Origin of the sequence: Streptomyces sp. NK15101, from assembly GCF_020400725.1 — a bacterium.
In the GTDB taxonomy this organism is placed as follows: domain Bacteria; phylum Actinomycetota; class Actinomycetes; order Streptomycetales; family Streptomycetaceae; genus Streptomyces.
Genome location: NZ_JAINVG010000021.1, coordinates 1 through 14,873 on the forward strand (window position 1 = coordinate 1; position 14,873 = coordinate 14,873).

The window sequence follows — 14,873 nt, forward strand, 5'->3', positions numbered from 1 at the left end:
TGCCGCTGCTCGTCATGTTCGCGATCGTCCAGGTCGTCTTCACCGGCATCCTCTTCCAGGTGTACGGCTCGCCCGGCCTGGAGCAGTTCGCCTGGCCCTGGAGATGGCCGACGAGACCGGCGCCTGGATCGGCTACGGGCGGCGCGCCGAGACGGAGTACCCGATCCGCCACCTCGCCGAGGGCGAGCGGATCCCGCTCGGCGACGTCACCCTGCAGATCCTGGAGACGCCCGGGCACACCCCGGAGTCGATCAGCGTCCTCGTGTACGAGCGGGCCGAGGACGAGGTGCCGTACGGCGTCCTGACCGGCGACGCGCTGTTCATCGGCGACGTCGGCCGCCCCGATCTGCTCGCCTCGGTGGGCGTGACCGCCGAGGAGCTCGGCGCGATGCTCCACGACAGCGTGCAGAACAAGCTGATGGGACTGCCGGACGAGGTGCGGGTCTTTCCCGCGCACGGCGCCGGATCGGCCTGCGGCAAGAACCTGTCGGCGGAGAAGCAGTCGACGATCGGCGAGCAACGGGCGGCCAACTACGCCTGCGCGCCGATGGGCCGCGAGGAGTTCGTCGCGCTCGTCACCGCCGGACAGGCGGCCGCGCCCGGCTACTTCGCGTACGACGCCGAGCTCAACCGCAAGGACCGCGCCCGCTACGGCGCGGCGGCTCCCCGTCCGCTGGCGCTCGGCGAGTTCACCGGGCTGCGGGCCGCCGGGGCGGTCGTGGTGGACGCCCGCGACCCCCAGGAGTTCGCGGCCGGACATCTGCGCGGCGCGGTGAACGTGCCGGCCGACGGGCGCTTCGCCGAGCAGGCCGGCACCGTCCTCGACCCGGCCGCCGAGCTGGTCGTCATGGCTCCGCAGGACCGGGAGGAGGAGGTCGTCACCCGTCTGGCCCGGATCGGTTTCGACCGGGTCGTCGGCTACCTGCGCGACCCCGAGGACGCCCTGGAGGCGCTGGCGGCCGAGGTCTCCCCCGCGAGCCGGGTCACCGCCGCGCAGCTGCGGGCCGCACTCGCGGGCGAGCGGCCGCCGGTCGTCGTGGACGTCCGCACCTGCGGCGAGCGCGGGGCGAACGGCTTCATCGCGTCGGCCCTGCACATCCCGCTCAGCGAACTCCCGCACCGAGCGGACGAGTTGCCCGCCGACCGGCCGCTGGTCCTGCACTGCGCGGGCGGCCACCGCTCCTCGATCGCCGCGAGCCTGCTGCGCCGGCGCGGCTTCCGGGACGTCTCCGACATCCTCGGCGGCTACACCGCCTGGGCTCTGACGGAGTCGGCGGCCGAGACCGCCGACGCCTGACCACCCCCCTCGGGCCCCGTCGCCCGCCGGGGCTCCCCACACCTTCGCATATACCCCCGGGGGTGTATGCGGACCGACTTGAAGTGGAATCCCATGAGCACCACCCCCGCCCCCGCCCTCACGCCCGCCGCGCTCCACCGGCTCGTCCAGGAAGGGCGCGCCCCGCGCCTGCTCGACGTACGGACGCCCGGCGAGTTCCGTACGGCGCACATCCCCGGCTCGTACAACGTGCCCCTGAACACCCTGCGCGAGCACCGCGCCGAGCTCCTGGCCCACCTCGACGAGGACGTCGTGCTCGTCTGCCGCTCCGGACAGCGCGCCGCCCAGGCCGAGAAGGCCCTGGCCGACGGCGGGCTGCCGAACCTCCGCGTCCTGGAGGGCGGCATCGCGGCCTGGGAGGCGGCCGGCGCGCCCGTCGAGCGGGGTCCCGAGCGGTGGGACATGGAGCGCCAGGTCCGGCTCGTGGCCGGCTCCGTCGTCCTGGCCACCGGCCTCGTCGGGGTGTTCGTTCCCTGGGCGCACCTGATCGGCACCGCGATCGGCGCAGGCCTGACCTACGCGGCCCTCAGCAACTCCTGCGCCATGGGCGTGCTGCTGTCCAGGCTGCCGTACAACCGCGGGCCGCGCACCGACATCCGTACGGTGATCGCGGAGCTGCGGAGCGCCTCGTGATCGGCCTGGCCGTCGCCGCGTCCCTGCTCGCCGGAGTGAGCCTGGGCGCCCTCGGGGGCGGCGGCTCGGTCCTGACGGTGCCGATCCTGGTCCACCTGGCCGGGCAGGACACCAAGGAGGCCATCGCCACCTCCCTGTTCGTGGTCGGCGCGACCAGTCTCGCCGCGTTGATCCCCCACGCCCGGGCCCGCCGGGTCCACTGGCGGACCGGCCTGCTCTTCGGCGGGTTCAGCATGGCCGGGGCGTACGGCGGCGGCCGGCTCGCCGAGTACGTCCCGGGAACGGTCCTGCTCGTGGCCTTCGCCCTGATGATGCTGGCCACGGCGGCCGCGATGCTCCGCAAGCCACGGCGCGGCCGGGAGCCGCGGGTCCACGCCGAGCCGCCGCTGAAGCACCTCGCGGTCAAGGGTCTCGCCGTCGGCGCGGTGACGGGGCTGGTGGGCTCGGGCGGCGGTTTCCTCGTCGTCCCGGCACTCGCCGTTCTCGGCGGGCTGCCGATGGGCGTCGCGGTCGGCACCTCGCTCCTCGTCATCGGCATGAACTCCTTCGCCGGGCTCGCCGGGCACCTCTCTGGCGTCCAGCTCGACTGGGGCCCGGCCCTGGCGGTGACCGCGGCGGCGGTGGCCGGCGGCCTCCTGGGCACCAGGCTGGCGGGTCGCATCCCGCAGGACGCGCTGCGCACGGCGTTCGGCTGGTTCGTCGTCGCCATGGGCGTCTCCGTGCTCGCGCAGCAGGTCGACACCGCCGTGTGGGTCCACCCGGCCACGTGGGCGGCCATCGGGGGCGCGCTGACCGGCGCGGTCACGTGCCGGCTGTGGCGGGGCTCGCGCCTCTCCGCCCACGGAGGGGCGTGAGGAGCACGCCCCTCCGGTCCCGGGCGACGGGCGGGTGGCGCCATGCGGCGTCGCCCGCCCGAACGCGTCAGTTCCGTTCGGCGTGGTACTTCCGGGCGAGCCTGGCGAGCGCGACGGCGCCGAGGAGCAGTCCGAAGTCGCGCAGCGCGACGTCGTAGTGGCCCGGGATGGTCAGCAGGTTGACGATGATCCCGGCCAGCCAGCCGGCGACGAGCCAGCCGCCGAAGCGGGGAGCCAGCGCGACGACGATCCCGGCCACGATCTCGATCACGCCGACCGCGTACATGGCGGCCTGGGCGCTGCCGGGGACGATGTCGTCGATCCACGGCGCGAGGTAGGCGGGCCAGTCCACGAGCAGGTCGGCGAACTTGTCCAGCCCGAAGAGGACCGGCGCCACCGTGAATCCGGTACGGAGGATCACGAACGCCTGGTAGCCGGGATCGGCGAGCGCCGCCCGCCGCCGGGCGGTCACGTCGGTGGTGGAGGTGGTGACGGAGGACATGGCCCCCTCCTTCTATAGGCAAGGTTCATTTCCTATAGAAGACCTCTCTCGTTCTTTAGTCAATGACAGTGGGTTTTACACTGGTGTTCGTGGACACCCCGAAGGAAGTACGCGACCCCGAAGCACGCGACCCCGCGGTCTCCGCCGTCGCCGCTCTCGACGAGCCGACCCGCCGAAGGCTGTACGACCACGTGGTGCGCGAGTCCGGCCCCGTGAGCAGGGACGAGGCCGCCGCCGCGCTCGGGCTCGCCCGCAAGACCGCCGCGTTCCACCTGGACCGGCTGGCCGACGAGTCCCTGCTCGACGTCGTCTACGAACGCCGCAGCGGACGCTCGGGGCCGGGTGCGGGACGGCCGGCGAAGCTCTACCGGCGCTCGGCCAAGCAGGTCACGGTCAACCTTCCGGACCGCCGCTACGAGCTGGCCGGGCGGCTCCTCGCCCACGCGGTGGAGGAGTCCGACGCGACCGGTGAGCCCGTGCGGGGGGTGCTGCACCGCAAGGCCGAAGAGCTCGGCACACAGCTGGGCGCGCAGGACCGCACGGACGTCTTCGGGTTCCTGGAGCGGTACGGCTTCGAGCCGCTCCGCGAGGGCGATGACCTCGTCCTGGCCAACTGCCCCTTCCACGCGCTCGCCCAGGAACACGCCCGGACGGTGTGCGGCATGAACCTCCATCTGCTCCGCGGTGTCCTCGCGGGCATCGCCGGAACCGTGTTCGAGGCGTGCCTGGCGCCCTCCCCCGGACGGTGCTGCGTCCGGCTGCGGCCGACCGTGGGGGAACGCCCGGCTACAGGCTGAGCGCGTCCTCGGCGTTGTCCGTCCACGCGGTGACGGAGTTCTCCTCGGAGACGTTGAAGCCGGGCGTCGAGGCCTTGAGCGGCACCTGCTCCAGGTCGGACTCGGTGTTCATGGTCATCGCGATCGAGGAGACCGTCTTGCTCTTGGGCCCCTTCAGACCGCCCATGAGCCCCGCGTAGGCGGACTCGCCCGGGGCGAGCCGGATGGCGTCCTCGATGCCGGGGGCGGCACCGCGCTCCGTCGCCTGCCCGTCAAGGTCGCCGAAGGTCACGACGGGGTGGCCGAGCACCCGGCACGGCTTGCCGCTCTTGTTCGTGACCTTCAGCAGGTAGCTGCTGGTCGTGGACTCGGCCAGGCTCGCCTTGAACGTCACGTCGTACGTGCTGCACGGGAAGACGTCGTAGTCCGGATCGGTCGACGGCGAGACCGGCTTGGAAGGCGTCGACGGCTTGACCGGCTTCGGCGTCGTGACGGGCGTCGACGGCTTCGACGACTCGGCGGGCTTCGTGGGCTTCGCCGGCGTGGACGGAGTGGCGGCGGAGGGCGTCGCGGCCGGCGCCCCGGAGCCGCCCGCGGCTCCGTCCTCGGAAGGCCCGCAGGCGGTCAGCGCCAGTGCGGACGCGGCGACGAGGACGACGGCTGCTCTGCGAACGGAACTCATGGCGGTACTCCCCCCGATGGCAACGCACGACTGCGTTGTGGTGGACACCAGGTTCGCGCGCCCGCTTCACGGTTCTGTGACGGCGCCTTACCGAAATCACCACGGCGCGCCCCGGGAGTCCCGTGGGAACCCCGGGGCGCATGAAGACCGCTCCCAGGCGGCGTGCGGTCAGCCCGCCGCGCGGAACGCCGCGGTCAGCTTGCCGACGGCGCCCACCGGATCACCACTGAGCAGCAGGTGGTCCGCCTCGGCGAACGGCTTCGCCGCCTCCTCCGTGACGTGCTGCCCGATGCGGTCCTGGACGATCAGCCGGGCCCGGCCGACGAGCCTCCGCGCCGCGGCGGAGTCTCCGTGTCCGGCCTGCTGGAGAGCACGGGCGGCGAGCCCGATCGCCCTCAGCGCCGGCTCTCCTCCCCGCGGCGTGCCGTGCAGCGTGGTCAGGCCCCAGCCGTACGGGAACTGCGGGTCGTAGCGCGTGTCGCCCACGTTCAGCGGCAGCTGGTCCTCCGACCTCGGCCAGCTCACCGGGAGCTGTCCGGTGAAGGGCCGCCGGCCGTACAGGACGTCCGCCACGCCGTCGCCCTCCGTCCCGGGCAGCCACGACGCCACCAGCGCGTCGATCGCGGGCAGCCGGTCGCCGATGAGTTGGGGGCGGCCGGAGACGACGAGCACCGCGCACGGCATGGCTGCGCAGACCCGGTCGACGGCCGCCTGGTCGGCCGCGCTCAGTTCCAGGTCGTGTCCGTTGCCGACGTCGCCCATGCCCTCGGCGTACGGCTTCTCGCCGACCACCACGACACCGGCGTCGTGTCCCGCGGTGGGCGCGGTGGCGTCCTCGGACCAGGTGAGCGTGGTGCCGGGGTCGACGGACTTCCGCATCGCCTCCAGGATCGTGGTGCCGGTGGTCGTCCGGCCCGAGGCGCCCTGCCAGGTGACGGTCCATCCGCCGGCCTGGTTGCCGAGGTCGTCCGCGTTGGATCCCGCCACGTACACGTTCTGGGTCGGCTTGAGCGGCAGCACGCCGCCCTCGTTCTTCAGGAGCACCTGCGAGGCGGCCGCCGCCTCCCGTGCCACCGCGCGGTGCTCCGCCGAGCCGACGGTCGCGAGGTGGGTGGTGTCGGCGTACGGCTCCTCGAAGAGGCCCAGGCGGAACTTCTGGGTGAGGATCCGGGCGACGGCGTCGTCGATCCGTGCGGTGGGGATGCGGCCCGCCTCCGTCTCGGCGATCAGTGTCCGGGTGAACTCCTGGTAGTTCGTCGGCACCATGATCATGTCCAGGCCGGCGTTGACCGAGGTCCGCACGTCGCTCGGGTAGTCGCCGGGGATCTGGTCGATGGCCTGCCAGTCGCTGATGACGAAGCCCTCGAAGCCCATCCGGTCCTTGAGCACGCCGTTGATCATCTCGGCGTTCGCGTGCATCTTCACGGGCCCCCGGTCGTCGCCGAGGACGTCGAGCGAGGAGTACGAGGGCATGACCGTGCCCACGCCGTGCTTCACGGCTTCGGTGAACGGCGCGAGGTGGACGGCCTCCAGCTCCTCGCGGGTGACGCGGGTGACGCCCTGGTCGATCGTGTACGAGCCGGTCGTCGACGAGCCGAAGGCGGTGCCGCCGTCGCCGACGAAGTGCTTGGCGGTGGTCAGCACCTTGTCGCTCCGGTCGAGGTCCCGGCCGTCCGCCGCGCCCTGCATCCCGTCGATCACGGTCTCCATGGCGGTGACGAGTGCCGGGTCCTCACCGAAGGACTCGTAGGAGCGGCCCCAGCGTTCGTCCCGGGTCACGCACAGGCAGGGGGCGAAGTCCCAGGGCACGCCCGTGGCCCGTACCTCCTCGGCGGTGACGGCACCGGTCCTGGCGGCGAGACGGGGGTCGCGTCCGGCGCCGATCCCGATGTTGTGCGGCATGATCGTCGAACCGACGACGTTGTTGTGCCCGTGCACGGCGTCCACGCCGTAGATCAGCGGGATCTGCAACCGGGTGGCCTGGGCGCGCAGCTGGTAGGCGTCGACCATGCGGGCCCACGCCTCCGGGGTGTTGGGGGTGGGGACGGAGCCGCCGCCGGAGAGCAGGGAGCCGAGACCGTGGCCCGCGATGTCGCCGGGCGAGCGCAGGGCGTTGCGCTCGGCCTGGGTCATCTGCCCGGCCTTCTCCCGGAGCGTCATCCGGGAGAGGAGGTCCGCGACCCGCTTCTTCACCGGCAGGCGCTTGTCGAGGTAGGGCAGTCCGTGCGCGTCGACGACGACCACCGGCGTCTCGGCGGGCGCCTTGGCTCCGTCGACGGTCAGCTTCACCGGAATCGTCTCGGCCTCCTCACCGGCGCCGTCCTTCAGGGTCGGCACGGTGATCGAGCGGGTCGTCCCGGAGGGCGTACCGGCGGGGAACTCCACGCTGCCGGACACCGGGGTGTAGTCCTTGCCCGGCTCGGCGGGGCCGGTGTCGTCCGTGGCGTACGTGACGGTGACGGGCTCGCCGGTCGGCGCGGCGCCGGTGGTGGTCACCGAGACGTCGATCCGGGCGGTGCCTCCCTCGTCGACGGGGTGGACGACGGCACCGGTGGTGACGCGGGTGTTCCGGACGGGATCCGCCTTCCCGTACAGCTCGACGCCGTCGAGGGCGAAGCGGCCGGGCGCGCCGGTCGGCAGCGTGAGCGCGTATCCCCACATGCGGTCGAGGCCGAGGACCTGGTCGATGCCGCCGACCGGCTGGTAGTCGGCGCGGTAGTGGAACTCGGAGAAGGGGATCTCGACGAGGTGCCAGCCCTCCCAGTCGTCGGTGAAGGAGGTCGTCCACAGTTCGGACGCCTCGCCGTTCGCCCCGCCGTCCTTGATCTCGAAGTTGATCCGCTTTCCGGAGCCGGGCGGCAGGGGCGCGGTGTTCTGGCCGTACCACCAGAAGCGGATGCCCTTGTGGGCGGTCCAGTCCTGGGCGGGCCGGTCGAAGGCGAAGTCGTGGGTGAATCCGCCCCAGCCGCTGATGTCGTAGCGGCCTTCGAGGACCTTCGCGCCTTCGGGGGCGTCGGCGCGTTCGGCGAGGGTGAGGGCGGGGTGGTCGTCGGTGTCGCTGCCCCAGGTGAAGAGGCCTTCGGCGGGAGGTCCGGTGAAGGGGACCTCCCCTTCGAAGCGGTCGACGGCCCGGGGGGCCGGGTCTCCGTCGGCGCCGGGGGCGGCGGCGCTGGGCACGGCTCCGGCGAGCAGTCCGGCGAGGACCGCGGTGGCGGCGAGCGCGGCGGCGCTCGCCCTTCTTCGGTGGCGCGGGTGCGGCATGCGGGCTCCTCGGATGAGGGGTACGGGGGGGAAGGAGGTTCAGGACGGCTGGTGGGTCCACTTCTGGTTGGCGCCGCCCGTGCAGGTCCAGATCTGGGCGCGGGTGCCGTCGGCCGAGGAGTTGCCGGTGACGTCCAGGCACTTGTCGGCGGCCGTGTTGACGACGTCGTGCGTCCCGGGGTCGTACGTCCAGCGTTGCGCGCCGGTGCCGTTGCAGGTGTAGAGCTGCACCTTCGTGCCGTCGGCGGTTCCGGCTCCGGTGACGTCGAGGCACTTGCCGAGGGCCCGTACGGTGCCGTCGGCGGCGAGCGTCCACCGCTGGGCCGCGGTCCCGTTGCAGGTGTAGAGCTGGACCGGGGTGCCGTCGGCGGTGGCCGCGCCGGCCACGTCGAGGCACTTGCCGGCGAGACCGGTCATCGGTCCGGTGGGTGCGCCCGCCGCCGTACCGGACCAGGTGAAGGTGGCGGTGGTGCGGGCCGGCAGGGTGTACGTGAAGGACTGGCCGCCCCAGTCGACGCGGAGGGACCGGGCGGAGGCGCCGCCGTTGTGGGCGATGAGCGCCTTGGAGCCGTCCGGGTTGCGCCAGGCCACGTTCGGGAGGCCGGCGTCGTCGGTCGAGGCGATCCGGTACGCGCCGGGCCGGACGAACTTCGTGAGGTGTCCGGTCGTGTAGTACTCGATCGTGTAGTCGACCTGCCCGGCGCGCGCTCCGCCCTCCTGCACGGTGATCAGCCCGGTGCAGGTGCCGCAGCCGCCGTTGTGCGGGCCCATGTCCTGGTTGACGGCCAGGCTCCACTTGACCAGGCTGCTGCTCCAGTTGCGGGCGTAGCCGACGATGTCCTTCAGGTCCTCGTCGTGCTGGTTCGTGATCCAGGTGCCGCCGGAGTGCTCGGTGCTGAACTGCCGTACGGACGGGTACTGGGTGTGGACCTGGCTGCCGACGGCGGGGTCGCCGAAGTAGCCGTGCCAGGCGATGCCCCCGAAGAGGGGGTCGTTCCGTACGCCCGCGTCCCCGAGGACGGCCGCGCCGAAGTTCGCGTAGTCACCGTAGTTCCAGTCGTGCACGAGGACCTTGGTGGTGATGCCGGCCGCGCGGAAGGCGGGGTAGACGTGGTTCTTCGTGAACTCGACCAGGCCGGAGGGGTTCCAGCTCATGCCCGGGTAGTTCATGGCGGTGGGGTTGCTCGCCTGGCAGCAGTTCGGCTCGTTCTGGACGGAGAGGTAGTCGACCTTGACCCCGGCGGCCTGGTAGCTCTGGACGTACTTCACCAGGTACTGGGCGTAGAGCGGGTAGTACTCCCACTTCAGCCAGCCCATCTGGTCCATCCGGCCGTTGTCCTTCATCCATCCGGGGGCGCTCCAGGGCACCCCCTTCACGCGGAGGGCCGGGTTCAGCTGCTTGGCCTGGACGGTCAGCAGCCGCACGTTCGTGTCGTAGCCGTTCGTGCCGAAGTCGGAGAGGTCGCAGCAGGTGTCGTCGAGGGAGACGTTGCCGGGCCGGGAGAGGTCGGAGGCGCCGATCGGGTTGCGGACGAAGGAGAGGCCGATCCCGTCGGAGGGCGAGAACAGCCTGCGCATGACCTCGTCGCGGGTGGCGGCGCTGACCGCACCGCCGCGCAGGAGGTGGGCGGTGGTGTCCGTGAGGGAGGCGCCGCCGCCCTCGAACTGCTGGTAGGTGGTGGCCTCGTCGACGGCGATGGTGTGGCTCGCGCTGCCGCCGGCGGGGCCGAAGGCCGTCGGTGCCTGTGGGGCGAGTCCCCGGGTGACGGTACGGCCTCCGGCGTCGGAGGTGGTGGTCAGCCAGACGTCGACCCGCTCGCCGGCGGCCTGTGCGACGCCGGGACCGGTCATGACCAGGCCGCTCGCGAGGAGGGCTCCGGCCACGAGGGCGGCGAGGCGACGGGGGCGCGACCGGCTCCGTCGCACGGACAACCAAGACCTGTAATGCACCTGACATGCCTTTCGATGGGGAGCGCCACGGCGACACGGCGACACGGGTGTCCGGACGGTCCGGACCACCGGGACGGCCGGAGCGCGGTGCGCGCACAGCAGGACGGCAAGGCTTATATCAAGGTGTGAAGTTATGGAGGCGGTGAACCCCCGTCAACCCCTCTTGCGGTCAACTCCTGAACACGACCGGCGGGTTCGAGCCGGATTCGTCCGGGTGCCGGACGTCCGTCCGGGCGCGAAAAACCGTTCGACCGGCCCGGGGTCGCCGCCCTAAGGTCGGCGACGTGGCAACGAAACTCAACCAGATCATCGCAGTGGAGAAGGGCGTCAAGTCCCGGGCGCACCAGGACCTGACGGCAGCTCACCACGGGCTGCAGAAGCCCGCGTTGCTCGCCGGCATCTCCCGCACCTACCAGCCGAAGGACGAGGAGGGCGAGCAGCTGCCGCCCGAGTCGACCCTGGTGCAGGTGAAGGCCGAGGACGTGCTGCGCGACACCGCGCGGGCACTGACCCGCCTCTTCGACGTGACGGCCACCAAGGACTGGGCGAACTGCGAGGCGCGTGCGGACGTCACGGTCGACGGGCGCGTGCTCGTGGGGCAGGTGCCCGTGGCGTACCTGCTCTTCCTGGAGAAGCAGCTGACGGACATCAACACCTTCGTCCGCAAGCTTCCGGTCCTCGACGCGGCGGAGTCGTGGACGCAGGACCCGTCGACGGACGCCTGGAAGACCGACGTCGTGCGCACGGTCCGGACGAAGAAGGTGCCGCGCAACCACGTGAAGGCGGAGGCGACGGACAAGCACCCGGCCCAGGTCGAGGTCTACTACGAGGACGTGCCGGTCGGCTACTGGACCACGGTGAAGTTCTCGGGTGCGCTGCCGGCGCGCCGGGTCAACGAACTCCTGGAGCGGGTGGAGAAGCTCCAGCAGGCGGTGAAGTTCGCCCGCGAGGAGGCGAACAGCACCGAGGTCACCGACCAGCGGGTCGGCGACGCCGTCTTCGGCTACCTCTTCGGGTAGCGGGGACACCATGGTCTCCCCGGCCACAGCACACGGCCGGGGTGCGCGAGGAGCGCAAAGCTGAAGCTGAGCCTTGTCGTGACATCCGCGGTTCCTGTGGATGTTCGAGTCCTCCTCCCGGCACTTCCCGCCGGGGTGGCCCAACAGGCAGAGGCAGTCCGCGGTCAATCTCAGACTATTGCTCCAGACTCAGCATGCGCCGCTCATCGCCGGATCGACCGGGCCCGGGCCCTGGTGCGTCGAAATGCCAGTTCGAATCTGGTCCGCCGAGCTCGATCGGCGGTGGTCCAAAGGCAGGACGCGACGCAATGACGAATGACCCGGGTCCTCAAGCGTGCCGGCGTGTGATGTGAGCGGCATCGACAGGGTCCGGGGGCAGGCTACGCCCTCGGACCCGCTCCTTTTCCCACGCCCCTTTTTCCGCGCTCATTTGTTCCCACGCCCGTTTGTTCCCGCCCCCGTTTGTCCCCGTGACCGTCTGTTCCCACCCCCGTCCGTTCGCGGGTCCGCCTGTTCACGGGTCCGATCGCGACGAGGTCAGGCCGCACTCGGACCGACTCCACCACCCGGTGCGGCTTTGCGCGCTCCGGCGCTGTCTTCTGCGCCGGAGCGCGCGCCCCCCTCCTGGCGGTACCGCGCCGTGCGCTCGCTGAATGAAGTGAATCCAGGTGGGTGTGTGTTGGTCCGTTTATGTCATCGGGCACCTTCCCGTCAGCGGTTCTCACCGTTGAGAGGGACGTGTAAATGACGAGCCACGCTACCGAAGTCGAACTGGAAGACCTGCTCCGCCAGGCGCTGCACGCCACGGGCACGGGTGCGCTCTGGGCGGTCGAGGCGGACGAGATGTGGTGCCGGGTCGCGCCCGCGGCCGGGACGCGGCGCGAGCAGGGGTGGAAGCTGCACGTGTCGGCCACGGCCGCCTCCGCGCCCGAGGTCCTCACCAAGGCCCTGGGCGTGCTGCTGCGGGAGAGGTCCGGGTTCAAGTTCGCCCGGTCGCTGGAGCAGGTCAGTGCGCTGAACTCCAGGGCGACGCCGCGCGGAAGCTCGGGCAAGTTCATCACCGTCTATCCGCGTTCCGACGCCGAGGCGGCCGGGATCGCCCGGGACCTGCACGAGGCGACGGCGGGGCTGGCCGGTCCGCGGATCCTGTCCGACCAGCCCTACGCCGCGCGCAGTCTGGTGCACTACCGCTACGGGGCCTTCGCCGGCCGGCGGCGGCTGTCGGACAACGGTCTGCTGGTGTGGTTCATCGAGGACCCCGACGGCAACCCCGTGGAGGACAAGCGCACCGGCCAGTACGCGCCGCCGCCCTGGGCCGTCTGTCCGTTCCCCGCCTCGGTGCCGGTGGCGCCGCGCGGCGGGGACACGACGAGTCGTCCGGTGGTGCTCGGCGGCCGCTTCGCGGTGCGGGAGGCGATCCGGCAGACGAACAAGGGCGGCGTCTACCGGGGCAGCGACACCCGTACGGGCGCGGGCGTGGTGATCAAGGAGGCCCGGCCGCACGTGGAGGGCGACGCCTCCGGCGGCGACGTCCGGGACTGGCTGCGCACCGAGGCGCGGACGCTGGAGAAGCTCAAGGGCACGGGGCTGGCTCCGGAAGCGGTGGCGCTGTTCGAGCACGCCGGGCATCTGTTCCTGGCCCAGGACGAGGTGCCGGGCGTGACGCTGCGCACCTGGGTGGCCGAGCACTTCCGCGACGCGGGGGGCGAGCGGTACCGCGCCGACGCGCTGGCACAGGTCGCGCGCCTGGTGGACCTGGTGGCGGCGGCGCACGCCCGCGGACTGGTCCTGCGGGACTTCACCCCGGGCAACGTCATGGTCCGCCCGGACGGCGAGCTGCGCCTCATCGACCTGGAACTCGCGGTCCCGGCGGACGAGACCGCCCTGCCGACCCGCGTGGGAACGCCCGGTTTCAGCGCCCCCGAGCGCCTGGCCGACGCGCCCGTCCACCCGACGGCCGACTACTACAGCCTCGGCGCCACCGCGTGCTTCGTCCTGGCCGGAAAGGTCCCGAACCTGCTGCCCGAGGAGCCCGCCGGCAAGGCGGCCGAGGAGCGGTTCGCCGCGTGGCTCACGGCCTGCACCCGTCCGCTGCGGCTGCCGGACGGCGTGGTGGACATGATCCTCGGGCTGATGAGGGACGATCCGGCCGAGCGGTGGGACCCCTCCAGGGCCCGGGAGGCACTGCGGAGGGCGGACCCGGCGGCGCCGCCGGGGAGCGCGGGCGGGGCCGCCGTGCGGAGGACGGGGTCTTCCGCCGCCGTCGGTCCGGTGCCGGGAGGCCGGACGGCGGATGACGTGGTGGCCGGGCTCGTGGATCACCTCGTCGACTCGATGACCCCGGCGGACGACCGGCGGCTGTGGCCCGTGTCGACACTGGCCGGGGAGAGCGACCCGTGCACCGTCCAGCAGGGCGCGGCCGGGGTCCTGGCCGTGCTGACGCGGTACTTCGAGCTCACCGGCGACCCGCGCCTGCCCGGACTGCTCTCCACCGCGGGCCGCTGGATCGCGGACCGCACCGACCTCCGCTCCCCACGCCCCGGTCTGCACTTCGGCGGCCGTGGCACCGCGTGGGCGCTGTACGACGCCGGACGCGCCGTCGACGACCGACGGCTCGTCGAGCACGCGCTGGACCTTGCGCTGGCCCCGCAACTGGCGACGCCCCACCACGACGTCACCCACGGCACCGCGGGCAGCGGACTCGCCGCCCTTCATCTGTGGCGGCGCACCGGGGACACGCGCTTCGCCGACCTGGTCGTCGACGCGGCCGACCGGCTGACCGCCGCCGTCCAGCGCGAGGCGCCCGGAGTGGGATGGCCTGTCCCCGCGGAAGCCGACTCCCCGGAAGGCGGCAAACGCTACCTCGGCTTCGCCCACGGAACGTCCGGCATCGGCTGCTTCCTCCTCGCCGCCGCGGACCTCTCGCAGCGTTCGGAACACCGGGAGCTGGCCCTGGAGGTCGGCGAGGACCTCCTGGCCCACGCCGTACGCATCGGCGAGGCGGTCCAGTGGCCGGCCCAGTCCGGTGACGTGCCCACGGCCCCGTACTGGTGCCACGGCTCCGCGGGCATCGGCGGCTTCCTCGTACGGCTGTGGGAGGCCACCGGCGACGACAGGTTCGGCGAGCTCGCCCGCGGCGGCGCGCACGCCGTCGTGGAACGCGCCTCCCGCGCCCCGCTCACCCAGTGCCACGGCCTGGCGGGCAACGGCGACTTCCTCCTCGACATGGCCGACGCCACGGGAGACCCCGTCCACCGGGACGCGGCCGAGGAACTGGCCGACCTCATCCTGGCCGAAGGGGCCCGGCGCCAGGGGCACGTGGTCTTCCCCAACGAGTACGGGGAGGTCTCGACCAGTTGGAGCGACGGTTCCGCCGGAATCCTCGCCTTCCTCCTGCGGACCCGTCACACCGGCCCTCGGCACTGGACGGTCGAGCGGCGGGGCTGAGCGGCAGGGGCCGGGGGCCCGACGCCGCGGCCCGCACCTCCCCCGCGTACCGCGAACCGCTCCACGAACGGGACGACGCGTCCGCCGTCGTCCCGGCCTTCCTCCTGCGGACATTTCCCACAGACTCCCGGTGCCGGACGGTCCGGACGCCGGGTCGAGCGGCAGAGAAGTGCTGCCGCCACCTCAGAGAAGGAGAATCCCATGGAGAACCAGGACCTCGAACTGCTGGCCCGCCTCCACGCCCTTCCCGAGACCGACCCCGTCGGCGTCGACGGAGTGGCGATGAACGACACGTGTGAGTGCATCGGCCTGCTGACCCTCCTCAACACCGTCTGCATCGGCATCAGCTGCGCCTAGGACAGGCACCACCATCCGGCCGGCGGCTGTCCCGGGCAGCCGCCGGCCGGAGTCAC

General features: G+C 72.4%; 10 protein-coding genes and 1 pseudogene. 7 read left to right on the top strand and 4 right to left on the bottom strand.

Going from position 1 to position 14,873, the window contains the following annotated elements; translation table 11 throughout:
• Positions 1 to 97: 97 nt before the first annotated feature.
• The 3 genes and pseudogenes from K7G60_RS14100 to K7G60_RS14110 all read left to right on the top strand — a co-directional run.
• A pseudogene (locus K7G60_RS14100) lies at positions 98 to 1,297 on the top strand (rhodanese-like domain-containing protein); the annotation flags it as partial.
• A 93-nt stretch (positions 1,298 to 1,390) separates the two neighbouring features.
• Entirely contained in the window at positions 1,391 to 1,969 is a 579-nt protein-coding gene (locus K7G60_RS14105) for a rhodanese-like domain-containing protein (protein WP_225801227.1), read from the top strand.
• Entirely contained in the window at positions 1,966 to 2,823 is an 858-nt protein-coding gene (locus tag K7G60_RS14110) for a sulfite exporter TauE/SafE family protein (protein WP_225801228.1), read from the top strand. The genes K7G60_RS14105 and K7G60_RS14110 overlap by 4 nt, the downstream gene beginning before the upstream one ends.
• A 67-nt stretch (positions 2,824 to 2,890) precedes the next feature.
• On the opposite strand, the gene K7G60_RS14115 is transcribed toward K7G60_RS14110, so the two are convergent.
• The gene (locus K7G60_RS14115; RefSeq protein ID WP_225801229.1) at positions 2,891 to 3,325 is read right to left on the bottom strand and encodes a hypothetical protein; all 435 of its coding nucleotides are present in this window, start codon (positions 3,323 to 3,325) and stop codon (positions 2,891 to 2,893) included.
• Positions 3,326 to 3,408: 83 nt separating this feature from the next.
• On the opposite strand from K7G60_RS14115, the gene K7G60_RS14120 reads away from it, so the two are divergent.
• The gene (locus K7G60_RS14120) at positions 3,409 to 4,122 is read left to right on the top strand and encodes a metalloregulator ArsR/SmtB family transcription factor (RefSeq protein WP_225801304.1); all 714 of its coding nucleotides are present in this window, start codon (positions 3,409 to 3,411) and stop codon (positions 4,120 to 4,122) included.
• Here the strand turns inward: K7G60_RS14120 and K7G60_RS14125 are convergent.
• From K7G60_RS14125 to K7G60_RS14135, 3 genes are all read right to left on the bottom strand, one after another.
• The gene (locus K7G60_RS14125; RefSeq protein ID WP_225801230.1) at positions 4,112 to 4,783 is read right to left on the bottom strand and encodes a DUF4232 domain-containing protein; all 672 of its coding nucleotides are present in this window, start codon (positions 4,781 to 4,783) and stop codon (positions 4,112 to 4,114) included. The two genes, K7G60_RS14120 and K7G60_RS14125, sit on opposite strands and share 11 nt — an antisense overlap.
• A 168-nt stretch (positions 4,784 to 4,951) precedes the next feature.
• Positions 4,952 to 8,044, bottom strand: coding sequence for a glycoside hydrolase family 3 N-terminal domain-containing protein (locus tag K7G60_RS14130; protein ID WP_225801231.1), 3,093 nt, complete (start codon positions 8,042 to 8,044; stop codon positions 4,952 to 4,954).
• Positions 8,045 to 8,083: 39 nt separating this feature from the next.
• Positions 8,084 to 9,976: an RICIN domain-containing protein gene (locus tag K7G60_RS14135; RefSeq protein WP_225801232.1), complete on the bottom strand. Its 1,893-nt coding sequence runs from the start codon at positions 9,974 to 9,976 to the stop codon at positions 8,084 to 8,086.
• A gap of 302 nt (positions 9,977 to 10,278) precedes the next feature.
• Between K7G60_RS14135 and K7G60_RS14140 the strand changes: the two genes are divergently transcribed.
• The 3 genes from K7G60_RS14140 to K7G60_RS14150 all read left to right on the top strand — a co-directional run bounded on the left by K7G60_RS14140 (position 10,279) and on the right by K7G60_RS14150 (position 14,817).
• Positions 10,279 to 11,013, top strand: a complete 735-nt coding sequence (locus tag K7G60_RS14140) for a hypothetical protein (RefSeq protein WP_225801233.1) — start codon at positions 10,279 to 10,281, stop codon at positions 11,011 to 11,013.
• A gap of 744 nt (positions 11,014 to 11,757) precedes the next feature.
• Positions 11,758 to 14,460 (top strand): class IV lanthionine synthetase LanL, encoded by a 2,703-nt coding sequence (gene lanL, locus K7G60_RS14145; RefSeq protein ID WP_225801234.1) that lies wholly within the window; start codon positions 11,758 to 11,760, stop codon positions 14,458 to 14,460.
• Between the two features lie 201 nt (positions 14,461 to 14,661).
• Positions 14,662 to 14,817, top strand: a complete 156-nt coding sequence (locus K7G60_RS14150; protein WP_225801235.1) for a VenA family class IV lanthipeptide — start codon at positions 14,662 to 14,664, stop codon at positions 14,815 to 14,817.
• The last annotated feature ends 56 nt before the right edge of the window (positions 14,818 to 14,873 follow it).

Coding starts and splice junctions, on each gene's coding strand:
- K7G60_RS14150 (WP_225801235.1), top strand. CDS start 14,662: ATGGAGAACCAGGACCTCGAACTGCTGGCCCGCCTCCACGCCCTTCCC.
- lanL (WP_225801234.1), top strand. CDS start 11,758: ATGACGAGCCACGCTACCGAAGTCGAACTGGAAGACCTGCTCCGCCAG.
- K7G60_RS14125 (WP_225801230.1), bottom strand. CDS start 4,783: ATGAGTTCCGTTCGCAGAGCAGCCGTCGTCCTCGTCGCCGCGTCCGCA.
- K7G60_RS14105 (WP_225801227.1), top strand. CDS start 1,391: ATGAGCACCACCCCCGCCCCCGCCCTCACGCCCGCCGCGCTCCACCGG.
- K7G60_RS14115 (WP_225801229.1), bottom strand. CDS start 3,325: ATGTCCTCCGTCACCACCTCCACCACCGACGTGACCGCCCGGCGGCGG.
- K7G60_RS14130 (WP_225801231.1), bottom strand. CDS start 8,044: ATGCCGCACCCGCGCCACCGAAGAAGGGCGAGCGCCGCCGCGCTCGCC.